This window comes from Streptomyces sp. AC550_RSS872 (assembly GCF_019049285.1).
Classification (GTDB): Bacteria; Actinomycetota; Actinomycetes; order Streptomycetales; family Streptomycetaceae; genus Streptomyces.
Map to the genome: position 1 here is coordinate 228565 of NZ_JAGMUL010000015.1, position 22085 is coordinate 250649.

Annotated in this window: 22 protein-coding genes and 1 pseudogene; 14 read left to right on the forward strand and 9 right to left on the reverse strand. The window is 71.7% G+C overall.

Translation table 11 applies throughout. The features are described from left to right. Positions 1–97 precede the first annotated feature (97 nt). Both KUM44_RS07355 and KUM44_RS07360 read left to right on the forward strand, forming a co-directional pair. Positions 98–568 (forward strand): cation:proton antiporter regulatory subunit, encoded by a 471-nt coding sequence (locus KUM44_RS07355; RefSeq protein WP_217206942.1) that lies wholly within the window; start codon positions 98–100, stop codon positions 566–568. Positions 569–571: 3 nt separating this feature from the next. Then, entirely contained in the window at positions 572–1819 is a 1248-nt protein-coding gene (locus KUM44_RS07360; protein WP_217206943.1) for a cation:proton antiporter, read from the forward strand. Positions 1820–1860: 41 nt separating this feature from the next. Here the strand turns inward: KUM44_RS07360 and KUM44_RS07365 are convergent, their stop codons facing one another. Continuing rightward, a complete protein-coding gene (locus tag KUM44_RS07365) occupies positions 1861–2751 on the reverse strand; it encodes an NAD(P)-dependent oxidoreductase (RefSeq protein ID WP_217206944.1) in 891 nt (296 codons plus the stop codon). A 170-nt stretch (positions 2752–2921) separates the two neighbouring features. Here KUM44_RS07365 and KUM44_RS07370 point away from each other — a divergent pair, with 170 nt between their 5' ends. The 3 genes from KUM44_RS07370 (at position 2922) to KUM44_RS07380 (ending at position 5434) form a co-directional block, all read left to right on the forward strand. Beyond that, positions 2922–3518, forward strand: a complete 597-nt coding sequence (locus KUM44_RS07370) for a TetR/AcrR family transcriptional regulator (RefSeq protein ID WP_217206945.1) — start codon at positions 2922–2924, stop codon at positions 3516–3518. A gap of 43 nt (positions 3519–3561) precedes the next feature. Further along, a complete protein-coding gene (locus KUM44_RS07375) occupies positions 3562–3864 on the forward strand; it encodes a hypothetical protein (RefSeq protein WP_217206946.1) in 303 nt (100 codons plus the stop codon). A 97-nt stretch (positions 3865–3961) separates the two neighbouring features. Continuing rightward, complete coding sequence (locus KUM44_RS07380; RefSeq protein ID WP_217206947.1) at positions 3962–5434, forward strand: aminotransferase class I/II-fold pyridoxal phosphate-dependent enzyme; 1473 nt, start codon at positions 3962–3964, stop codon at positions 5432–5434. 57 nt (positions 5435–5491) lie between these two features. On the opposite strand, the gene KUM44_RS07385 is transcribed toward KUM44_RS07380, so the two are convergent. Further along, positions 5492–6877, reverse strand: coding sequence for an MFS transporter (locus KUM44_RS07385; protein ID WP_217206948.1), 1386 nt, complete (start codon positions 6875–6877; stop codon positions 5492–5494). 72 nt (positions 6878–6949) lie between these two features. On the opposite strand from KUM44_RS07385, the gene KUM44_RS07390 reads away from it, so the two are divergent. Both KUM44_RS07390 and KUM44_RS07395 read left to right on the forward strand, forming a co-directional pair. Next, complete coding sequence (locus tag KUM44_RS07390; protein ID WP_217206949.1) at positions 6950–7171, forward strand: hypothetical protein; 222 nt, start codon at positions 6950–6952, stop codon at positions 7169–7171. Further along, positions 7153–7452, forward strand: a complete 300-nt coding sequence (locus KUM44_RS07395) for a hypothetical protein (RefSeq protein WP_217206950.1) — start codon at positions 7153–7155, stop codon at positions 7450–7452. The genes KUM44_RS07390 and KUM44_RS07395 overlap by 19 nt, the downstream gene beginning before the upstream one ends. A gap of 121 nt (positions 7453–7573) precedes the next feature. On the opposite strand, the gene KUM44_RS07400 is transcribed toward KUM44_RS07395, so the two are convergent. From KUM44_RS07400 to KUM44_RS07410, 3 genes are all read right to left on the reverse strand, one after another. Beyond that, positions 7574–8767, reverse strand: coding sequence for a hypothetical protein (locus tag KUM44_RS07400; protein WP_217206951.1), 1194 nt, complete (start codon positions 8765–8767; stop codon positions 7574–7576). Beyond that, positions 8764–10200 (reverse strand): hypothetical protein, encoded by a 1437-nt coding sequence (locus KUM44_RS07405; protein ID WP_217206952.1) that lies wholly within the window; start codon positions 10198–10200, stop codon positions 8764–8766. The genes KUM44_RS07400 and KUM44_RS07405 overlap by 4 nt, the downstream gene beginning before the upstream one ends. 209 nt (positions 10201–10409) lie before the next feature. After that, entirely contained in the window at positions 10410–11363 is a 954-nt protein-coding gene (locus KUM44_RS07410) for a hypothetical protein (RefSeq protein ID WP_217206953.1), read from the reverse strand. Positions 11364–11688: 325 nt separating this feature from the next. Between KUM44_RS07410 and KUM44_RS07415 the strand changes: the two genes are divergently transcribed. The 6 genes from KUM44_RS07415 (at position 11689) to KUM44_RS07440 (ending at position 17818) form a co-directional block, all read left to right on the forward strand. Next, on the forward strand, positions 11689–12081 hold the full coding sequence (locus KUM44_RS07415) for a VOC family protein (protein ID WP_217206954.1): 393 nt from the start codon (positions 11689–11691) through the stop codon (positions 12079–12081). 602 nt (positions 12082–12683) lie between these two features. Then, positions 12684–13244 (forward strand): cysteine hydrolase family protein, encoded by a 561-nt coding sequence (locus tag KUM44_RS07420; protein WP_217206955.1) that lies wholly within the window; start codon positions 12684–12686, stop codon positions 13242–13244. A gap of 135 nt (positions 13245–13379) precedes the next feature. Next, positions 13380–14348 carry a serine hydrolase gene (locus tag KUM44_RS07425; RefSeq protein WP_217206956.1) on the forward strand — a complete coding sequence of 323 codons (969 nt, stop codon included), beginning with the start codon at positions 13380–13382 and terminating at the stop codon, positions 14346–14348. 141 nt (positions 14349–14489) lie between these two features. Continuing rightward, positions 14490–15365 (forward strand): endonuclease/exonuclease/phosphatase family protein, encoded by an 876-nt coding sequence (locus tag KUM44_RS07430; RefSeq protein ID WP_217206957.1) that lies wholly within the window; start codon positions 14490–14492, stop codon positions 15363–15365. Positions 15366–15523: 158 nt separating this feature from the next. Next, the gene (locus tag KUM44_RS07435) at positions 15524–16912 is read left to right on the forward strand and encodes an FAD-dependent monooxygenase (protein ID WP_217207062.1); all 1389 of its coding nucleotides are present in this window, start codon (positions 15524–15526) and stop codon (positions 16910–16912) included. A gap of 105 nt (positions 16913–17017) precedes the next feature. Beyond that, complete coding sequence (locus tag KUM44_RS07440) at positions 17018–17818, forward strand: VC0807 family protein (RefSeq protein ID WP_254389154.1); 801 nt, start codon at positions 17018–17020, stop codon at positions 17816–17818. Between the two features lie 99 nt (positions 17819–17917). On the opposite strand, the gene KUM44_RS07445 is transcribed toward KUM44_RS07440, so the two are convergent. Further along, a complete protein-coding gene (locus KUM44_RS07445) occupies positions 17918–18412 on the reverse strand; it encodes an ATP-binding protein (RefSeq protein WP_217206958.1) in 495 nt (164 codons plus the stop codon). Further along, on the reverse strand, positions 18409–19176 hold the full coding sequence (locus KUM44_RS07450) for a TioE family transcriptional regulator (RefSeq protein WP_217206959.1): 768 nt from the start codon (positions 19174–19176) through the stop codon (positions 18409–18411). Before KUM44_RS07450 ends, KUM44_RS07445 begins: the two co-directional genes overlap by 4 nt. Positions 19177–19234: 58 nt before the next feature. On the opposite strand from KUM44_RS07450, the pseudogene KUM44_RS07455 reads away from it, so the two are divergent. Further along, positions 19235–20535 (forward strand): annotated as a pseudogene (locus KUM44_RS07455) (erythromycin esterase family protein). Here the strand turns inward: KUM44_RS07455 and KUM44_RS07460 are convergent. Further along, positions 20532–20759 carry a ferredoxin gene (locus tag KUM44_RS07460; RefSeq protein ID WP_217206960.1) on the reverse strand — a complete coding sequence of 76 codons (228 nt, stop codon included), beginning with the start codon at positions 20757–20759 and terminating at the stop codon, positions 20532–20534. The pseudogene KUM44_RS07455 and the gene KUM44_RS07460 overlap by 4 nt on opposite strands. Beyond that, positions 20756–21958: a cytochrome P450 gene (locus KUM44_RS07465; protein WP_217206961.1), complete on the reverse strand. Its 1203-nt coding sequence runs from the start codon at positions 21956–21958 to the stop codon at positions 20756–20758. The genes KUM44_RS07460 and KUM44_RS07465 overlap by 4 nt, the downstream gene beginning before the upstream one ends. Positions 21959–22085 lie beyond the last annotated feature (127 nt).

The following is a 22085-nucleotide window of genomic DNA, read 5'->3' on the forward strand; positions in this document are numbered from 1 at the left end:
CCTTCGCCGCGGCGGTCCGACAGGTCCGCTCCGCCGCGTGCCGCACGACCGTCGCAGTGAAATGAACAGGGAGGGAGGGGTTGTGCCTGCTCCGCGGATGAGCACCACCCCCTTGCCGGGTATCGGTGTCCAGTACGACCTCACCACGCGGGAACACCGCCATCTGTCGGTGATCGCGCACCGGGACGGAACCCGGACGGTGAACGTGTACCGGCCCGACGACCCGGACGCGTGCGCCCAGTCGCTGCGTCTGACGGAGCCGGAGGCCGCCTCCTTGATCGATGCGCTGACCCCCTCCCACCACAGCCCGAACCTGCTGTCCACGACCGACCTGGGACTGGTGGCGGAGCGCATAGAGCTGTCCGCGGCCTCCTACTGGAACGGGCGGGTCCTGGGGGACACCCGGATGCGCACCGAGACCGGCGCCTCGCTCGTCGCGGTGCTCCGGCGGGCCCAGGCGATCCCCTCGCCGACGCCGGACTTCCGGCTGGCCGGCGGAGACATCCTGATCGTGATCGGCACCCGCGAGGGTGTGGAGGCGGCCGCAGAGATACTCGGGCGGGACTGAGCGATGCACTCCTCCGCGATCTTCCTGATCGAGTTCGGCGCGATCATCCTCGGGCTGGGCCTCCTCGGCCGACTGGCCGGGCGTCTGCACTTCTCACCCGTACCTCTCTACCTGCTGGCCGGGCTCGCCTTCGGCGAGGGCGGTCTGCTGCCGCTCGGCACCAGCGAGGAGTTCGTCGCGATCGGCGCCGAGATCGGCGTCATCCTGCTGCTCCTCATGCTCGGCCTCGAGTACACGGCAAGCGACCTGGTCTCCAACCTCAAGACCCAGTACCCGGCCGGTCTCGTCGACGCCGCGCTCAACGCCCTGCCCGGCGCCGTGATGGCCCTGCTGCTGGGCTGGGGCCCGGTCGCCGCCGTCGTCCTGGCCGGCGTCACCTGGATCTCCTCCTCCGGCGTCATCGCCAAGGTCCTCGGCGACCTGGGCCGGCTCGGCAACCGCGAAACCCCGGTCATCCTGAGCATCCTGGTCCTCGAGGACCTCTCCATGGCCGTGTATCTGCCGATCCTCACCGCCCTGCTGGCCGGTGCCGGGCTCGCGGCGGGCAGCCTCACCCTCGCCATCGCCCTCGGTGTGGCCGGTCTCGTCCTGCTGCTGGCCGTGCGCTACGGACGCCACATCTCCCGCTTCGTCTCCAGCGACGACCCGGAGAAACTGCTGCTCGTCGTCCTCGGCCTGACCCTGCTGGTCGCCGGGATCGCCCAACAGCTCCAGGTCTCCGCGGCCGTGGGCGCGTTCCTCGTCGGCATCGCCCTGTCCGGCGAGGTCGCGGAGGGAGCCCACAACCTCCTCGCGCCGCTGCGGGATCTGTTCGCCGCGGTGTTCTTCGTCTTCTTCGGCCTGCATACCGACCCCGCGAGCATCCCGCCCGTGCTCCTGCCCGCTCTCGCGCTGGCCGTGGTCACGGCCGCCACGAAGATCGCCACCGGCTACTGGGCCGCCAAGCGGGCCGGAGTGGGCACCAAGGGCAGCTGGCGAGCCGGCGGCACGCTGGTCGCCCGCGGCGAGTTCTCCATCGTCATCGCCGGCCTCGCGGTCACCGCCGGCATCGAGCCGTCCCTGGGCCCGTTGGCCACCGCCTACGTACTGATCCTCGTCGTCCTCGGCCCGCTCACCGCCCGCTTCACCGAACCGGCCGCCGCGTGGATCACCCGCCCTCGCACCCCGTCGGTACCGCGGCAGGCGGAGGCACCCGTCCCGGAGGAGGCCACGAAGGCGGTCCAGGGCAACGGCCCTGTCGGCCCGGCATGAGAGACCACACCTGAGGCCGAGGGGGCGGGGCCGGCGCGGTCTCAGGGACGAGGGAGCCGCGCCCCGTCGGTTCGGGCTTCGAGTGCGCGCAGTACGGCGATCATGTCCTCGCCGCCATGGCCCTGGGAGACCGTCTCGCCGTAGAGGGCATGGCAGATGTCGAGCAGGGGCGAGGCCACATCGGCCTTGCGGGCGGCCTCGGCGATGAGCCGGTTGTTCTTCAGCACGTCCGCGGCGGCCGCCTGGACCGCGAAGTCCCGGTCCAGCAACTTGGGCCCCTTCATCCGGGAGACGGCGCTGGCCATCGGACCCGCGTCCAGGACGTCCCGGAGCAGGCGCTGGTCGAGCCCGTGCCGGTCGGCGAAGTGGAACGCCTCCGTCAGACCGGTGACCAGGGTGATCAGGAACAGGTTGACCGAGAACTTCATCAGCAGGGCCCCGGGTACGCCGCCGCAGTCGAACGTCTGGCGGCACATGGGCGCGAGGAGAGGGCGTACGGCCGCGACCGCATCGTCGTCGCCCGCCAGCATCGCCACCAGCTCGCCCTGCTCGGCGGGGACCCGTGAACCGGAGACCGGGGCCTCGACGTAGCGTCCGCCCACGGCCCGGACGGCGCTCTCCAAGGCTGCCGAGTGCTCCGGGGCGGTCGTGCCCATGTGGACGACGGTCCGCCCGGCGGTGCGCGCCGCGAAGTCCGGGGTGCCGGGCCCGAGGACGGTGTCCAGGGCGGTTTCGTCGGCCAGCATGAGGATCACCGTCCGCGCCCGCTCGAACACCTCGGCGGGGCTCTCCGCGATCTCGGCGCCTGCGGCGCGCACAGGGGCGCAGCGGTCCCGGGTGCGGTTCCAGACGACGAGAGGCGTCCTGGCACGAGCCAGGTTGAGCGCCATGGGCTGTCCCATGACCCCGAGTCCGACGAAACCCACGTACACGATGCACCGCCGCTTCTCATCCGCACCAAGGCCGAGGTGTCCCTGCCGCCTACTATGACAGCGGTCATAACGATCGGCACTATGACGGCGGTCATAGGATGGATTCCAGTACCTTCGGGCACCTTCGGGAACGTCTGGAGACTTCTGAGACGGGCGGACGGAGATCAGGGATGGCGGTGTCCGAACGGGGGCCACGGGAGCGGATGGTCTTCAGCGCGGCCCAGCTGATCCGGCGCGACGGGGTCGCCTCCACGGGGATGCGTGAGGTCGCCGCACATGCCGGGGCACCGCGCGGTTCGTTGCAGCACTACTTCCCCGGCGGGAAGGAGCAGCTGGTCAACGAAGCGGTGGGCTGGGCGGGCCGGTACGCGGGCAACCGAGTCGCCCGTTTCCTGGCCGCGCTGCCCGAGCCGACGCCCAGTGGGCTGTTCGCGCAGATGGTGCGCCAGTGGACCGACGAGTACGAGACTTCAGACTTCGCGGGCGGGTGCCCGGTCGCCGCCGCCACGGTGGACTGCGCGGAGGCCACCGTGTCCACGCGGGAGGCCGCGGCCGCCGCGTTCGCAGCCTGGACCGGGCCCGTGGCCGGGGCGCTGGTGGACATGGGCGTGCCCGAGGAGCGGGCCGGCGCGCTCGCCACGCTCATGATCAGCACCCTGGAGGGGGCGATCCTCATCGCCCGCGCCGAACGCGACGTCCGCGCCCTGACGACCGTGACCCACGAGCTGGGCCCCCTCCTCGACGCGGCGGTACGGAAGGCCGACTGAACGAGTGTCGGTGACCTCCGGGGCCGGATGCGGCCGGCCGGTCATGTCCCGCGCCACGGGCAGCGTCCTCTTCCTCGGTTTCGCGGTGGCCGGCAGCCGTCTCGGCGCCGCCACGGCCGCTTGCCCGCGCCGGTGGCTGCTGACCTCCGCCGCGGGTGCGCAGCGCGACGATGTGGCGGCACGGGGCGGGCCTGAACACCACGCCGGTGACGCCGGTGCGGCCATCGGCACCTTGTTGTTGTGGGCGGGCGTGGCCGTGGCCCTGCCGGTCGTTGCGGCCGGGGTACCGGCCGGCATCGGGGGCTGTGTGGCCCATCCGGCATCCAGGCGGGCGGCGAGCGCCTGAGCCGCTGGTCCGGTCGGCCCGCCGGGCCGCTCGCCCCCGCAGGACGGGACCGGACGGAGTGAGGCATGCGCAGGGTGCCCCTGGGAACTCCGCAAGCATGCGTCCCCACCACGATGAAGCGCCCGTACTGGACGCCCTCTCCCGCTACCACGAGACCGGCGAACTGGGCTTCAGCCCGCCCGGCCACAAGCAGGCGCGCGGCGCGGACCCCAGGGCACGAGCCGTCCTCGGCGACGCCGTCTACCTCGGTGACGTGCTGGCCGACGGAGGCCTGGACGATCGCCTTCTGCGGAGCCGGGTGCTGGAGCGGGCCGAGGAGCTGATGGCGGACGCCGTGCACGCCGAGCACACTTTCTTCTCCACCTGCGGCAGCTCATTGTCCGTGAAGGCGGCCATGCTCACGGTGACCTGCCCGGGTCACAGCCTTCTCGTCGGACGGGACGCCCACAAGTCCGTGGTCGCCGGACTCATCCTGTCCGGCGTCCGGCCGGCGTGGGTCGAACCGCAGTGGGACGCGGAACGCAACCTCGCCCATCCGCCGTCGGCCGCCGCCTACGACAAGGCGTTCACCGAACATCCCGATGCCGACGGCGCCCTGGTCACCAGCCCGACCCCGTACGGCTCGGCGGCCGACCTGCGCGCCATCGCCGAGGTCTGCCACCGCCGGGGCAAGCCCCTGATCGTCGACGAGGCCTGGGGAGCACACCTGCCCTTCCACGACGCGCTGCCGTCATGGGCCATGGACGCGGGCGCCGACGTCTGTGTCACCAGCATCCACAAGATGGGCAGCGGCCTGGAACAGGGGTCGGTCTTCCACCTCCAGGGCGACCTCCTCGACCCCGCCGAACTCGCCGCGCGCGCCGACCTGCTCGGCACCACCAGCCCCAACGTCCTGCTGTACGCCGGGATCGACGCGTGGCGGCGGCAGATGGTCCAGCACGGCCGTGCGCTCATGGACCGGGCGCTGGCCCTGGCCCTGCGGACCCGTGCCGCGATCGAGGAGATCGACGGTTTCCACGTCGACGACGCGGCGGACTTCTGCGGTCCCGGACGGGCCGCCGAGTTCGACCCGCTCCCGGTCGTGATGGACATCGACGCCCTGGACACCACCGGCTATCGGGCCGCCGACTGGCTGCGCGAGCACCACCACATCGACATGCACCTCTTCGACCACCGGCGCGTCAGCGCCCAGCTCACCCACGCCGACGACGACCGCACCACCGCTCGTCTGCTCACCGCCCTGCGTGACCTGGCCGACCACGCCGACGCACTGCGTGACGCGCCCCGCGTCGAGGTGCCGGCCCCGGCCGACCTGCGCACGGAACAGGTCCGGCTGCCCCGCGACGCCTACTTCGGCGACCACACGGACGTACCCCTGGACAAGGCCGAGGGCCGCGTCGCCGGCGAGATGATCACGCCGTATCCGCCCGGCATCCCCGCCATCCTCCCGGGTGAACTCCTCACCGAGCCCGTCCTGCGCTACCTGGCGACCGGCGTCCGCGCCGGCATGAACCTGCCCGACGCGGCCGACAAGCAGCTGGGCACGATCCGGGTCGTCGCCGAGGACTGACGACCGAGCCGGAACACGCAGAAGGCCGACCGAGCCGGAAGGCCTTCTGTCCCTGCCCTACGTCCCTTCGGACCTGCCCGGCACGCACAGCCGTGCGAGGACGGCGGCAGTCAGGTAGGCGAGCGCGCCGATGGCCATGCAGGTGCGCAGCCCGGTGTCGAAGTCGGTGGCCGAGGCGAGCAGGCTGCCGCCGAGGGCCACACCGGTGGCGCTGCCGACCTGGCGGGTGGTGTTGAACAGGGCCGAGGCGGCCCCCGAGTACGCCGGGGGCGCGGCACCCATCACGGTGGCGGTCGAGCCGGTGAGGGCGAAGGAGGTACCGAACCCCGCAGCCATCATCGGGGCCACCAGCAGCGCGTAGGCGGCGTCGGCCCCCGCCGCGGCCCAGCCGGCCAGCCCCAGGGCGGCCAGGACCATGCCGGAGACGACCAGCGGACGGTCGCCGGTGCGGCCGCTCAGCCGCCCGGACAGGACGGAGGCGAACATGGTCATCGCCACGGCCGGGAACAGCGCAAGGCCGGTGCCGAGGGCGCTGAAGCCGCGGTGGTGCTGGAATGCCAGGCTGGCGGTGAACACCATGCCGTAGAAGCCGAAGTTGAACAGCAGACCGATGACGGCCCCACCGCTCATCGCACGTGAGCGCAGCAGGCTCAGCGGAAGCACCGGGGACCGGGCCAGCCGCTCGCGCACCGCGAACGCCACGGCGGCCGCCACGGCCAGGCCCACCCCGGCGAGCACCACCGGATCGGACCAGCCACGCCGTCCGGCCTCGTTGAGCGCCGCGGTCAGCAGCGCCACCGCCGCCACGACCGCGCACTGCGCCGGCCAGTCCAGGGGCCGGTCCGCGTTCCTGGGCGAGCGGGCCACGTGCCGCAGCGTCAGCACCAGGCAGACGGCGCCGACGGGCAGGTTGACGAGGAACACCCAGCGCCAGCCCACCGTGGAGACGAGCAACCCGCCCAGCAGCGGCCCGGCGGAGGCCGCGATGCCCGCCATCGAACCCCACAGCCCGAAGGCCCGCGACCGTTCGGCCGCCCCCGGGTACGCCTGTTGGAGCAGGGCCAGCGAACCGGGCACGATCAGAGCCGCGCCGAGTCCCTCCACCAGCCGGGCCACCACGAGGAAGGGCGCGTTCGGCGCGAGCGCACACGCGGCCGAGGCCAGGGTGAACACGGCCACGCCCGAGCAGAAGACCCGACGGTTGCCCAGCCGGTCGCCGAGCGCGCCACCGGTCAGCAGGAAACCGGCGAAGACCAGGGTGTAGCCGTCGGTGATCCACTGGATCCCGGTGAGCGACGCCGACAGTTCGCGGCCGATCACCGGCACGGCGACGTTGATGACCGTCACATCCAGGATCACCATGAAGTACCCGGCGCACACCGCCAGCAGCGGTGCCCAGGACCGACGCTCGGACTCCGGGTCCGACTCAGGAAGGCCGTACATCCCTAAGCCACCGTAAGGGACAAGTGCCGCCCCCCACATGCGGGGGAGCGTCCCACCCCCCACCCTGGTGCCATGGCCAGTGCGCAGCCCGTCGTCGTCTACCCGCCCGCCGTGGACGGCGGGCGGCGGGTGCGGGTCGACGACCAGTTCCTGGGGATGGCGTACGGCCTGCTGGACGTGGCCGAGTTCCTGCGCCGGGCCGGGATCGAGGGCGCGGACCCCGACTACGTGCGGCAGACCGGGCTGATCGAGTGGCGCGGCGGTGGCCCGGACGTGTGGGACTCCGGCGCCTGACCGAGGTCCAGCCTGCTGCGCACCAGCTGCGCGAAGTGGTTCAGGGTGCGGTCGCCGGTCATCGGTTCGGCGGCGGCGGGACGAACGTCGAAGTGCTCCCCCGCCGTCTGCTGCCCGCCCAGGGCACGGCCCGGTTCAGCGGCGTCGTGCCGGCCGACGCCGCGCCCGGGCCCGCAGAGGGCTTCGGTGACGGTGAGGGGCAGCAGGCCGTGCAGGGGCAGCAGGCCGTGCAGGGGCCGCCGCCCAGCAGCGCGCGCCGGCCCGTTCCGCCGCGGCCGTGAACCGGTCGTGACCGCTGTCGTCCAGTTCGGCACGGGCGGCGAGGCCGCCGAACAGGCCGCCCCCTCGGCCCCGTCCGCCGCCGCTCTGCTCACCAGCTGGTCCACGCTGGGAAACGCCCTGTCAAAGCCTTGGTGCAGGCCAATCCCTTGCCTGCTGACGACCCCTCATGTCCGGCCGCAGCAGATGACCGAACCCGGCACTCTCCAGCCGATGGCACAGTTGCGCCTTCTCCATGCCGAGTGCGGCGGCGGTGTCGGCCAGGTGCCAGTCGTGGGCGGCGAGCCGGCTGAGCAGATAGCCGCGGCGTACCTGACTCTCGGACAGCCGGAAGGTCTTGAGGTAGACGGTCCGCCCCTGCTCGTCGCTGATCGCCTCACCGATGTGGTTGTCCTGCTTGGGACGGAACCTCGGCAGAAAACGGGAGAGCGTGAAACGCCCCATCCGCCGCACCTCCTCCCAGGTGCAGTCCTGTTCGAGCAGCCCCGCCGCCATGGTGGTGTCGTGGAAGGCGGCCCACTGAGCGGTCTGCCGGACGACGGCTGCCCGCAGATCGCCGAGCGAACGGACGCCGGCGTCCGTGACGCGGGCCCTGAAGTCCGGCACCGGCGGCATCAGGGTCGCGTAGTGGTGCACCAGGTCGCCGTACAGATCCCGCACCAAGGTGGGGTGCAGCGTGCGGTAGTCGTCCGGGTGGGGCACGACGAACGCCGCGGCGAGCGCGTCGGCCAGATGGACCAGGACACCGCACTGACCGGGGTGGATCTCGAAGACGCTCAACGCGTCGGCCAGTCCGGGCACCTCGGTGCCGAGAAAGGCCGCCTCGACCCGTGGGGACAGCCCTTGGCGCACGGCCTGCCGCGACCACTCCTCCCAGGCGATCGAGGGTCCGCCGAAGTGCAGGGCGAGGTAGCCCTCCAACGCCAGGTGGAGCGGCAGGAAGCGCAGCCGGTGCTTGGCCTCCCGACGCGCCATACGGCGATGAAAATGCAGCCGTACGGCCTCCACTGCCTCCTGCTCCGGCCGGGTACCGGTCAGCTGGGTGCCGTACGCGGCGGCGGGGGACCCGTCGCCGGTCCACTCGGCGACGAAGCTGTGCGGAATGTACGAGTAGTAGGCGCCCTTGCGGCGGCCCAGGTCGACCAGGCCGGGCCCGTCGTGGATCCGCGGATGCAGCCGCAGGTCCTGGACGGGCTCGGGACGGACGAGCGGCACCAGACGCACGGCTCCCCACACCTGGGAGGGGCGCGTCCGAAGCCCGGCGAGCAGCCCGGAAGGCCCGGCGGAGGGGACCGTGTCCGGTTCGTACGCCGTCATCGAGGACTCCCCTCGGTGAGCCGGGCCGCGCGAGCGTCGAGGTAGGCCTTCAGCTCGGCCAGACCGGTCCGCCCCTCGCTGAACTGGGCGATCTCGACGAGCGCCGGCAGGTCCTCCGCGTCGCGGATACCGGCGGTGGGCACACTCGCGGCCAGCCGACGGACGTCGAAGTCCGCGGCGTCGTAGACCGGGTTGAGGTGGACGACGCTGGTGCGGCGTGCGGCGTCGAGGCGGGTGCGCCAGACGCGCAGGACCTCGGCGGCGAGTCCGGGCGGAGCGTTGTCCCAGCCGTCGGAGACGACGACCAGCCGGTCCGGGCCCGTCTCCAGCCCGTCGAGGATCCGCTCACCCAGCGGCGTCGGACCCACCGGGTGCGCCAACAGCGCATCGCGGCGCCCGGAGGTCCACAGCCCGCGATAGTCCCCGGCGAGCGCACCGAGCAGATAGTGGCAGGCCAGGGCCACCGTCAGCGGCCGACGCCGCTTCACGCCCGAACCGTACGAGGAGAAGCTGTCGTCCAGTACGGCGGTCACCCGGCCCCATGTCCCGCGGTGCACGCCGGCGACCCGCCGGGCGGCGGTGCGCAGCGCGCCGTTCAGCTCTTCGCGCCGCTCGGCGCGCTCCGCGGCCGGCAGCGAGAGCACATATCCGGCCAGCCGCGTGAGCGGCATCCGGGACAGGTCGGTCCGCAACGCCTGCGCTGCCGCAGGTCCTTGCGCTTGCGCGGCCTCCTGCAACCGCAGCGCCTCCCGACGCGTCAACCGCGGCGCGATGCGCTCAAGGAACACCTTGCGGGGGATGCCGTGCCGGGCCGCGAAGCCCTCGGCCACGGTGTACGGAAGCTCGTAGAGGGCCGCCTGCTCGAAGTGCGCGCGACGCCAGGTCTCCAGGATCGGGGAGGCGTAGCGGGCGCGGCTGAGCGGCGCGAACAGGAACGTGCCGATCTCGTCGTCGCCGGGCGGCAGATGCGCGTGGCGCAGCGCCGCCTTCAGGCCACTTCGGTACTTGACCGCGTCGAAGGCCAGATCGGGCCGGGTGGACAGCCAGTCGCGCAGCAGCGCGCGGGTGCGGCGGTTGTTCATCCCGGCACGGCGCAGCGCGCCGAAGAGCCCGTAGACCCGCTGCGGCGGCAGCAGAGCCAGCCGCCCGGCGATCAGACGCCCCTCGCTTCGCCGCTGCTCCACGGTGGCCTCGGCGGCCGACTCCAGCAGCCGGCGGATGATCAGCGCGGCGTTGTGGTCGTTGATGTCGAGTGCGAGCACGCCCGCATAGAGGTCGCGGTAGTTGCCCAGCATGTACGCGTGCAGAAAGTCGAGGGAGAGCCGCTGGGCACCGGCGTCGGAGTGGAACTCACGCTGCCCGGTGGCGGTGATCGCGGCATTGACGAACAGCAGCACGTCATCGGCCGCGATCAGATCCCCGAACGTCTCCATGCCCCCGCCCACTCCCGCGTCCCCCTGCCTGAAGCCGGCCGGGGAATGGAGGCACGAGCTGCGAATCATTGCTTTACAGGCAGGTTCCGGAAGTCGCACCGAAGTCCCGCGGCCGGCGTGCGGACGCTAGCACGGCGACGATCACCGACTCCACGGGGTTTCCTCTCCGTGTACGGCGGTCGGGGCCGCGCCTTCCGTCCCCGACCGTCCTAACTGTCGGACGCGGCGAGCCGTTCCACCTCGTCGGCCGCCTCGCCCGCCGCCTGCTCGGCCCGGGCCAGGGCGTCAGCGTTGACCTGAAGCCGATCCTGGGCTTCCTGCTGTTCCCGGTCGGCACGCTCGAGTTCCTCGCGTGCCTGCTGGAGTTGCCGCTCGGCAGCCGTGGCCTCCTGACGGGCCCGGTCGTACCGGTCGCGTGCCTGCCTCAACCCGGCGTCGGCGTCCGCCTGCTCCGCACGCCGATCGCGCAGGCGCCGCTCGGCCTCCTTGGCCGCCTTGCGAGCCCGGGCGAGTTCCTCCTGCCGCTTGCGGCGTCGCCGGTCGGCCAGGTCGTCCTTCGCCCGCGCAGCCGGCGCCGACGCCGACGCGGGCGCAGCCGCTGTGCGCTGCGGCGCCTTGCGCGAGGTACCGGCGGCCGTGGTGGTGCCGGCGGGGGAGGGGAAGCCGGAGGGAGGTGTGAGGGCGCTCTCCAGTCGGCCCGTGGCCCACTGGTCGGCCGCGTCCTCGTCGGCGAGCACGGCCCGCAGGGTGGACTCGACGTCCTGCTGCGCCGCGTCCGACAGGCGGTGTCCGCCCGCACGGGCCAGCTCGGCGGCCTGCCGGGACAAGGCGGAGACGACACTCCTGCGCTGCTCGGACAGCTCCTTGATCCCGTCGGCATCCAGTGTTCGATAGGCGTCGCGCAGCGCCCGCCCCAACTCCAGGAAGCGCCGGCTCTCCTCCGGCTGGGAGCGCAGCAGCAGGTTGGCCGCCCAGGCCGCGCGCGTGGGGCGGCGGGCGGCGTGGATGCGCCGGGCGTCGTCGGCCCGGCCGGACGTCCTGGCCGCGGCGGCCAGCTCCTCACGACGGGCCACGAAGCCGGGCGGCGGCGTGGTGTAGAGGTCGTCGAGCGCGGCCTCCACGTCGGAGGCCGCGTCGGCCCGCCGCCCGTGCTTACGCTCCATGATCCCCAGACTCCACCGAACCGGTCGACCGCGCATGTCGGGCCGAGGGCACTGCTTCCTGGAGCCGGGGCGGGCGCTTCGTGCGGGTGAAGGACACACGACCATCCGGACGCCACCCGCGCGGCGCGCGTCCGGCCCTCGGCATGCGTGGTGTGCCCTAGGGGGTGTTCTGAAGGTCCCGCACAGCACCCGCAGCGCCCGGCACGCCGAGGGCACGCACCGGCTGCGACACAGCCGCTGCGGCGGCGGGCGCGGGTACCGCACGGGACTTTCAAAACAACCCCCTGGGTTGCCAGGACGGCTCACCGCGAAGGAGACACACGGCATGCTCGGACAATCGCAGGCGTTCAGCGGCTTCTCGGTCGACGACCTCGGCGAGGCCCGCCGCTTCTACGGTGAGATCCTCGGCCTCGACGTGGCGGAGTCCGGGCAGGGTGACATGCGGATGCTGATTCTGAGGCTCGGCAGCGGCGCACAGGTCTTCGTCTACCCCAAGGAGAACCACACTCCGGCGTCGTTCACGATCCTCAACTTCCCCGTGGACGACATCGAGGCCGCCGTCGGAGAACTGGAGCGGCGCGGCGTGACTTTCGAGCGCTACTCCGGATTCGACCACGACGAGAAGGGCGTCGTCCGGGTCGGCAACGGCGGCCCCGCGGCGATCGCGTGGTTCACCGACCCCGCCGGTAATGTCCTCTCCGTCCTCCAGGAGAACTGATGGCCCGGGCCGGCCGCAGGCGCGGGCAGGCCTCCTGTGCCGCTCTGCGGCCGACGCCCGTACACGGCCCCGGGGTTGGCTGATGCCGTACGCGGTGGAGGCGGTCCAGTAGCCCTCGGCAAGGTCCGCCGCCGGTGAACGGCCCGGCCCTCCTTGCGGATCGTCGTCCCCCGCCCTCGCCTCTCCGGAGGCCGGGAGGCTGGGGATCACACGCATCCCGGGCGCGCGTCCACCGCGCAGACCACCCGATGCCGCCGCTGCGGCGAGCTGACACAGGTCAGCCCTCCCCTTGGATCTCCCGCGCGCGATCGGCTTCATCTTCGCCCTCGCGTTGCCGTTCTCCACTCATTGCCCATTGCCCATTGCCCACTGCCTTCGGCGAGCAGTTCCAGGGCGGGCAAGACCTCCCGGGTCCCGGAAGGGCTCAACGCCCGCGCCCGCACGGCCATATCGCCGCTCGTGTCGGGGGAGTCATCGACGGAGCAGCCCCAAACCGGCTCGACGGACACACGATCACCGTGCCCGAGGCTGCGTAGGATCCGAACACGGACATCCCCGACCCGGTTCCACGCCGCAGAACCGACTTCCTTCCTGGAGATGACATGACCAACGCCCTTCTTGTGATGGACGTCCAACGGGCCATCGTGGACATCGCCGACGACGGCTCGGGATACCTGCCGCGCCTGCGCAGGGCGATCGACGGTGCCCGGGCGGCGGGCATCCCCGTGATCTACGTGGTCATCGGGTTACGCCCCGGCTTCCCGGAAGTCGGGACGCGCAACAGGGCTCTCGCGGCCATCGCCCGGGCCGGCCTCTACGTCGAAGGTGACCCGGGCACCGAGATCCACCCCGAGGTCGCGCCCCGGCCGGGCGAGGTGGTGATCACCAAGAGGCGGGCGAGCGCGTTCTCGGGCAGCGATCTCGACGTGGTGCTGAGGGCCCGCGGCATCGACAGCCTCGTGCTCACCGGCATCGCCACCAGCGCGGTGGTGCTGTCGACCCTGTGCCAGGCGAACGACCTGGACTTCGGCCTCACCGTCCTGTCCGACGCCTGCCTGGACACCGACCCGAAGGTGCACCAGGTCCTCGTCGAGCGCCTGTTCCCGCAGTGGGCGGATGTCATCACCGTCGACGACTGGGTCAAGACGGTCACCCCTCGATAGCGGCGGGGGCGTCCAGGTCGGTCTCCGGGACGGCGACACGCCTGTCCTGGGAGCAATCATCACCACCGTGTCCGGTATGACATATTTTCTGATTGCTCGCCGACCTCCCCACAGGAACATCGAGGCCCGCCCGCCATGTTCGACGGACAGAACCGGACGCACACGGCGCGTGGCCTGCGCGCACCCTCGCTGAGGGGCTGCGCCGCCTCTTGTGTCGCCACCGCGGTCGTGGTGTCGCTCGCCGGCTGCTCCGCCGTCGGTACGGCCCACGAGAGGCAGGCACCCCTGCCAAGGGCGGGGGCCCCGGCCCTCGGGCCGGCGGCGCCGCGCGAGAAGCGGGGCACGACGCTCTCGCGGGCGCTCAGGCCGGTCCTGCCGCGCGGCGACACGCGGCTGGCGGTGGCGGTGCTCGACCTCGACAGCGCCGACCAGGAGATCGCGTCGTACGGGAAGAGCGCGACGTTCGAGACGGCGAGCATCATCAAGGTGGGCATCCTCGCGACGCTGCTGCTCCAGGCGCAGGACGAGGGCCGGGAGCTGACGGTCGACGAGCGCCAGTACGCCGAGGCGATGATCCGGACGAGCGACAACTACGCGGCGGACGTCCTGTGGCACGCGATCGGCGAGGCGGAAGGTCTGGGCGCGGCGAACGAACGGCTGGGCCTTTCCTCGACACGAGGCGGCCCCGGCATCAGATGGGGCCTGACCCGGACCACGGCCACGGACCAGATCAGGCTGCTGCACGCGGTCTTCGCCCGAGACCCGGTCGCCTCCGCCCGCTCGTCCCAAGGGCTGAACCAGGCGTCCCGTGCCTACATCGGGGACCTGATGGGCTCGATCACCGAGGAGCAGGACTGGGGAGTGTCCGCGGCCGCCTCCCGTGGCTCCCGCTGGGCGCTCAAGAACGGCTGGCTACAGCGGAGCACGACCGGTCTCTGGATCATCAACAGCGTCGGTCAGGTCACGGTGCACGGGCACCGCTATCTGGTCTCCGTCCTCAGCGGCGGCAACAGATCGATGGAAGCCGGCATCTCGCTGGTCGAGCGGGCGGCGAGGGCGGCGGTCGGCGCGGCCAGCGCACATGCCAGGCCCTGGCCGCAGTGATGCCTGCGCCAACTGAGGCTTGGCCGGGGGACGGATCAACGGGCCGAGCGGCAGAGGTTGGCGCGGGACGCGTCCGGCTGGGCGGGTGGGTTATCTTCGCTTCAGGTGGGAGGGCGGGACAGAGCCCACAACGAGGAGGCGATGGTGCTCGGACGGGGCGCGTGGTTACTCGTGGGTGCCGTGATCGCGGCCTGCCTGGTGCTCGTCGGCCCCAGCGCACCCCTCGGTGCCCCCTCCGCCGGCTCGCAGCCCGTCGAGGCCGCCCGGGACGTCGTACCGAACCGGGTCATGACGTGGAACATCTGCAACCCGTGCGAGGTGAGCAACGTCGACCGGGCGGCGGAGATCGCCGCGTACGCGCCCCAGGTCATCGGCATGCAGGAAGCGTGTGTGCGTGACGTCGAGATGATCCGGGACTATCTGCAGAACCTCCATGGACTGGTCTACCACGTCAAGTACGGGTCGGTTCTCCGGAGTTGGGGTCGGTGCGGGGGAGTGCCGTGGAGCCCGGGGGGCTTCGGCCAGGCGATCCTCTCGGCGGCACCGATGACGGACGGGGTCGACGTGGAGTACCCCGACGGCGGATCCGAGGACCGTGGTTACATGGCAGTCACCACCACCGTCGGCGGCAGTTCCGTCCGGGTCTTCAACACGCACCTCGCCCATCGACGTCAAGAGGCGGTCCGGGCAGGCCAGGTCGGCGTCCTCGCCGCAGAGGTAGCCCGGCACGACCGCGCGATCGTGCTCGGCGACTTCAACGCCGTGCCGGACGCCCCCGAGCTCGCCAAGATGTGGGCGCTGGCCACGGACACCGACCCCCAGTGCCGTCCCTTGCGGATCGGCAGCTGCGAGACGACCACCGACTGGCACACCAAGTTCGATTACGTCTTCCTGCGAGGCATCGCCCCGCTCAAGCACCGCGTGCAACCCAGTGCGTACTCGGACCACCACGTGCTACAGACCGACGTGGCCCCAGCGCGCATCTCCTCCCCGAGCACCGGCACCACTCAGCCATGACCGGCGTGCGCCGCTTGCCTGCCCTGATACGGGGTGGCGCAAAAGGGCTGTAACGCGGTCAACCCGCTCGGCGGTCCGGAATACTGGTGGCTTCTCACGACGTGGCGATTCAGGGGAGCGGCTCGGTGAACTCTGCCGGAAAAACGGGCGGTTGGGGCGTGGGGCACGAGGGCGGGCGGCACGCGGTCGTGGTCGGTGGGAGTCTGGCAGGGCTGCTCGCGGCGCACGTTCTGGCCGGGCACGCCGACCGGGTGACCGTCGTGGAACGCGACCGGTTCCCGGACGGGACGGGGCCCCGGCCCGGCGTACCGCAGGGGCGGCACCCGCATGTCCTGCTGGAGGGCGGGCAGGTGGCGATGGAGTCGCTGCTGCCGGGTTTCCTGGCGGAGCTGCGGGCGGCGGGAGCGCCACGTGTGGGCATGCCGTCGGACCTGGTGCTGTGGCAGAACGGCCGCTGGTTCCGCCGACTGCCCGCGACGACACACATCTACACCGGCTCCCGCGCCCAGTTGGAGGAGCTGGTACGGCGGCGGGTCCTGGCCAACCCGGTGATCAGTACGGTGCAGGGGAGCGAGGTCGTGGGGCTCCTCGGCGACGCCTCACGCGTGCGGGGGGTGGTCCTGCGGGACCGCTCCGGCGAGGCCCGCGGGGAGCAGCGATCCTTGGAGGCCGACCTGGTCGTCGACGCCTCCGGCAGCGGCACGAAGGCTCCGCAGTGGCTCCAGGCGGTCGGGGCCGGGGTCCCGCACGAGGAGACCATCGACACGGGTCTCGCATACGCCTCGCGCGTATACCGGGGCCGCAACGGCGTCCTCGGCGGCGACACCGCCGGCTACTACGTCTACCCGAGCCCCGACCAGGTCCACGCCGGCGGCGCGTTGCCGCTGGAGGACGGCAGCCATCTCGTCATCGTCTCGGGGCTGCGCGGCGACGAACCGCCCACGGACGACGACGAGTTCGTGACGTACGCCAAGAGGCTGCCGCACCCGCTGCTGCACCGGTGGCTGGACGAGGCCGAACCGCTCTCGCCGGCGTTCGGCTTCCGGCGTACCGCCAACGTCCGCCGCCGCTACGACCTGCCCGGCAGCTGCCCGGCCGGATTCCTCGCCACCGGCGACGCCCTGTGCACCTTCAACCCGATCTACGGCCAGGGCATGGCCGTCGCCGCGATGAGCGCGGTCGCCCTGCGCGACGCCCTGGCCGATCCACGCCGGACCCCGACGACGCGGCGCGTGCAGCAGGCAGTCCTCGCCGCCTCTCGGCAGGCGTGGGACATCTCCGCGGGGGCGGACCGCAAGATGCCGGGCGCGGTCGGCAACGCGGTGGCCGGCGGGCCCGCGGACCGCGCGGCCGACTGGTACCTCCAGCGCGTCCAGGAGTGCGCCCCCGGCGACCCGGTCGTAGGGCGTGCCTTCCGCTCCGTACTGACCCTCTCCGCACCCGTCACCACCCTGTTCGCCCCGCCCGTCGCCCGAGCCGTCCTCTTCCAGCCACCGGCCACCACCCCTGCCGAGCCACCGGCGACCCCGGAGACACCGGGAGCCTGAACGACGGCCGGGCACCGCACGGTGGTGCGGTGCTGACATTTGTCATGTCGAGGGCCGGACGATCGTTTCTACCGGTGACCCGGCGGTGGCCACGAAGCTGGGTGCATGACGACGAAAACGGGGATCACGGGGATCACGGGGACCACCAACCCAAGCGCCGCCAACGGCCGACAGGTGCTGCGGAACTTCGCGCCGCTGCTCATCGATGTCGCCGTCCCCCTCGGGGCGTACTACCTCCTGAAGAACGGCTTCGGGACGAGCACGCTGATGGCGCTCGCCCTGAGCAGTGTCGTGCCGGCCGTGCGGACCGGGTGGGGTGTGGTGAAGGCACGCGAGGTCAACGGTCTGGCCGCCCTGATCCTCTTCGTGAACGTCGTGTCGCTGCTGCTCAGTTTCGTCGCCGGTGACCCGCGACTGATGATCGCCAAGGACAGCGCGGCCAGCAGCACGATCGGGATCGGGATCATCGTTTCCGTGGTGCTGGGCAAGCCGATGATGACGGCCGGTATGAAGCCGTGGGTGGTGAAGGGAGACCCGCGCCGCGAGGCCGCCTGGACGCGACTGCGGGCCGGATCGGCGCGGTTTCGGCGGGCCGAGCGGGTGTTCTCGCTGGTGTGGGGTGTCGTACTGCTCACGGAGTGCGTGGTGCGGGTCGTGGGGGCGTACACGCTGCCCGTGGACACCATGGTGTGGGTCGGCAATGTGATCATGGTCGTCGCCATGGGTGTGGGTTTCCTGGCCGGCGGTGCGCTGGGCGCCGGTCCGATGGCCGCGATGGTCGTCGCGGAGGCGAAGACGGATGCGGAGGCGAAGTCGCACGTGGAGGCTGCTCGGGTCGTCGAGTCAGAGCCCTTCGAGTCCGATGATCTCGCCCCCGCCGAACTGGCCGCCGTCAAGCAGTGCTGAGGGGAGCCACGGCTGCTCGGGGCCGGGGTGCCAAGGGTCGCTGACTCGGCGTCATGGACAGGTCGCAGGCGCCGACTCGTCCGCGGCGTGCCGCACCAGTCAGTCGGGTCGGCCGGGAGGCGGTGGATCGTAAAGGCCGAGTTCGGCGTCGTCGGGGGCCTCGAAGAGCTTCACGTACTCCTGGAGCATCTCGCGGGTGACCGGGGCCGTGCCGCTCCCGCCCGTAACGCTGCGGGCTTCGAGACGGCGGCACAGTTCGTCGATCGGCGCCGAGAGGTAGTGCAGCTCCACGGGAACGCCGAGGGCACGCGCCCCGAGACGCTTCTCGTCCCGCTCGGAACGTGCCCAGAAACCGAACTCCAGGATCACGGCCTGTCCGAGCCTCAACAGTTCCTGGGTGTGTTCCCAAAATCGCCGCTCAAGGCGGTCCCGCGTGCCCTCGTCGAACAGGTCGACACCGAGATCCGCCATCCACTCGTCCGGACACCGACGCACTGCGGGCACCGCATCGGCCAGACGTCCGGCCAGCGTGGTCTTCCCGGAGCCGGGAAGACCGCACAGCAAGATCAGCCTCGGTCGGGGCGTCGCGTTCACCGGTTGCCTCCAGGCGCCTCACGATCGCCGTCGATGACCCGCTCGCGAAGGTACGCCTCCAGCTCCGCCGCCCCGGTCAGCATGGCCCGTCCGCGGGCGGACAGGCGGCCGTGCCAGTCGCGCAGCGCGGCCTCCAGCGGCTCGAGCCCGCCGGCCGCCCGTACCTGGGAGATCAGCGGCGCGATCTGTTCCAAGAGGTAGCCGCCTCGCCTGAGTTGATGGACCAGCCGGGCATCCCGTATGGCGTCCTCGCCGTAGACCCGGTACCCGGTGTGCGGGTCGCGGCGCGGGTGCACCAGCCCGGCGCGCTCCCATTTGCGGAGCGTCGCGGGCCGGATTCCGAGTCGCTCCGCCAACGGCCCGATGAAGCTGCCGCCGGGCTCGGACCTGGGTCCGGGGTCGGGCGGCGCGACGGGCTCCAGGTCGCGCAGGGCGCTCTCCACGGCTTGGAGGGTCCGCCGGTCGTCGAGGAGTTGGGCGTGGCTCTCGTCGATGAGACGGAACGCCTCATCGGGCGCACCCTGGTTCACCGCCCGCATGATCGACGTCGCCGTCCGGTGGCCGTGGCCGGGCACCAGGGCGAGGAACGCGCGCAGGGCGCCGGCGTGCAGCGAGGTGTAGGCGCGGTAGCCGTGGGGTGTGCGATCGGCGGCAGGAAGGATGCCGGCCTCCTCGTAGTTCCGGACCGCCTGCGTGGACAGACCGTGCCGACGGGCCAGATCAACCGGCCTGAGCCGTCCACCGTTTTGAAGGTTTCGCCCCATGGCTCCGACGGTATCGCGGAAAAGTTTCAACCGAAGGTTCAACGATACCGTTGAAGCCATGGCCAACGACATCAAGGACACCGACTTCAAGCACACCGACTTCAAGCACACCGACTTCAAGCACACCGCCCATGCCGTCTCGGCTGCCACTCTCATGAGGCTGCTCCCGGCGGCCCGGCCTCGGCTGCTCGCGCTGGGCGAGCCCACCCATGGGGAGGACGCTCTGCTCGACCTGCGCAACGGGCTCTTCCGACAGCTCGTCGAGCAGGAGGGCTACCGGACGATCGCCATCGAGAGCGACTGCATGAGGGGCCTGGTCGTGGACGACTACGTCACCTCGGGCAGGGGCACGCTCGACGCGGTCATGGAGCACGGATTCAGCCACGGCTGGGGCGCCTCGGCGGCCAACCGTGAGCTCGTGCGCTGGATGCGCGCCTACAACGAAGGCCGTCCCGCGCCGGAGTGGCTGCGCTTCGCCGGGTTCGACGGCCCCCTGGAGATCACCGCCGCCGAGAGCCCTCGGCAACCCTCACCGCACTCCACGGCCACCTCTCGACCTGGGTGGACGCGGACCTGCTCCCGTGCAGCGCGGAAGCACTCGACCGCCTGCTCGGCGCCGACGACCGGTGGACCGATCCCGCCGCGATGACGGACCCGGCCCGGTCCGTGGGGCAGTCGGCCGAGGCCGCTCGGCTGCGGCTGCTCGCCGACGACCTGGTGGCACTGCTCGACACGCAGCTGCCGCACCTCGTCGAGGCGACCTCGGGCGACGACTGGGACCGAGCGCGCCTGTACGGGCGTACCGCGACCGGCCTGCTGCGCTACCACCACTGGATGGCCGACACCTCACCGGCCCGCATGACCCGGCTGTGCGCGCAGCGGGATGTGATGATGGCCCACAACCTCATCGCCCTCGCCGAACGGGGCCGGACCTTCGTCCACGCCCACAACTCCCATCTCCAGCGGCCGAAGAGCTCCATGCGGATGTGGCAGGGACGGGTGGAATGGTGGAGCGCCGGCGCGCTGGTGAGCGCCGAACTCGGCGAGGAGTACGCCTTCGTCGCCACGGCCCTCGGCACCATCCGGCACCAGGGAGTGGACACCCCGCCGCCGGACACCGTCGAAGGACTCCTGTACGCGCTCCCGGAGGACCGACGCGTCATCGACGCCACGCGGCTGAACACGGCCCTCGGCGACACGCCGCCCGCGCCCCGCGTGTCCCCCTGGTTCGGCTACTCCCCGCTCGACCCGGCCCACTTGACGGCCTGCGACGGCATCGTGTTCGTGAAGGACGTCCCGCAGAGTCAGGGGGCCGCCGCCTTCGCCGCGGTGACCCCCGTCCTGCGGATGCAGTACTAGGAGCCGCTGGAATCCGCATCCGCCTTGGGGAGGGTGATCGCCCCGGACGGGCAGACCCCGGCGGCCATCCGGGCGGCCGCGCGTCGAGCGGCGGGCGGCTCGGTGTGCAGCAGGACTACGAGGCCGTCCTCGGGATCCTGGTCGAAGACCTCGGGGGCGGTCAGCGCGCACATCCCGGCGCCGATGCAACGCTCACGGTCCACGCGCAGGCGCGCCGTCGTCATGACCGCTCCTTGTCCCAGGTGACCGGGAGGCTCTTCACCCCGTAGATGTCCGCGGTCTCCGGGCGCAGGGCAACCTCCTCGGCCGGTACGGCCAGGCGCAGTGTGGGGAAGCGGTCCAGCAGCGCGCGGAACGCGACCCGCATCTCGACACGGGCCAGTTGCTGGCCCAGGCACTGGTGGATGCCGTGGCTGAAGGCCAGGTGCCCGCCCGCGTCCGGCCGGCGGAGGTCGAGCGCGTGGGGGTCGGCGAAGCGGTCGGGGTCGCGGTTGGCGGTGTTGTACGACAGGACGACCGTGGTGCCGGCCTTGATGGTCTGGCCGCCCACCTCGACGTCCTCCAGCGCCGTCCTCATGAACGTCTTGGCGACGCTCAGATACCGCAGCAGCTCCTCCACCGCCCGGTCGGTGAGCTCGGGGTCGGCGCGCAGCGCGGCCAGTTGCTCCGGGTGCTGCAACAGCGCGAAGGTGCCGAGGGACAGCATGTTCGCGGTGGTGTCGAACCCGGCCGCCAGCAGGATCAGGCTGATCCCCTTCAGTTCCTCGTCGGTCAGATCGCTGTCGGTGAGTTCGCTGAGCACGTCGTCGGTGGGCTTGGCGCGCTTGGCGGCAACCAGTTCCGCGAGGTACTCCTGGGTCGCGGTGTAGGCCGCTATCAGCTCCGCTTCGCTCACCTCACCGCCCATGAAGGCGTCGATCTGCTCCTGGAAGGAGCCCCGGTCCTGGTACGGCACCCCCAGCAGCTCACAGATGATGATGGTGGGGATCGGCTTGGCGAACGCGGTCACCAGGTCGGCCGGCGGCCCGGTCTTCTCCATGGCGTCCAGGCAGTCGGCGGTGACCTGCTCGATGCGCTCGGTGAGCAGTCGCATCCGCCGTACGGTGAACTTGCCCACCAGCGGCTTCCGGTAGCGGCTGTGCTGCGGCTCGTCCATCTGGAGAAACTCGCCGGGCGGCGCCGGAGGAATCTCGAAGTCGACCACGTTCAGGAGGTCCTTGCGGGAGCTGAACCGCGAGTCGGCCAGGACCGACCTGACCAGGTCGTACCCCGTGATCAGCCAGCCGGGCTGTCCACCGGCATGGGTGTAGCGGCTGATGGGGCCGTGCCGACGGGCGTCGAGCAGCTCGGCCGGCGGGTCGAAGGGGCAGCTGGACTGACGGGTCGTCGGCAGCGTCGTGGCGGTGTGGACTAACTCACCCATGGTGCACATCCCTCATCTCGCGATAGTACGTGTTTGATCGATGTCGAAAGCTACGTTGCGTTCATGTCTGAGTCAATTGCAGAAAACGCCTTCTCCCAGGTTAAGGCCGCCAAATTGATGCAATGAC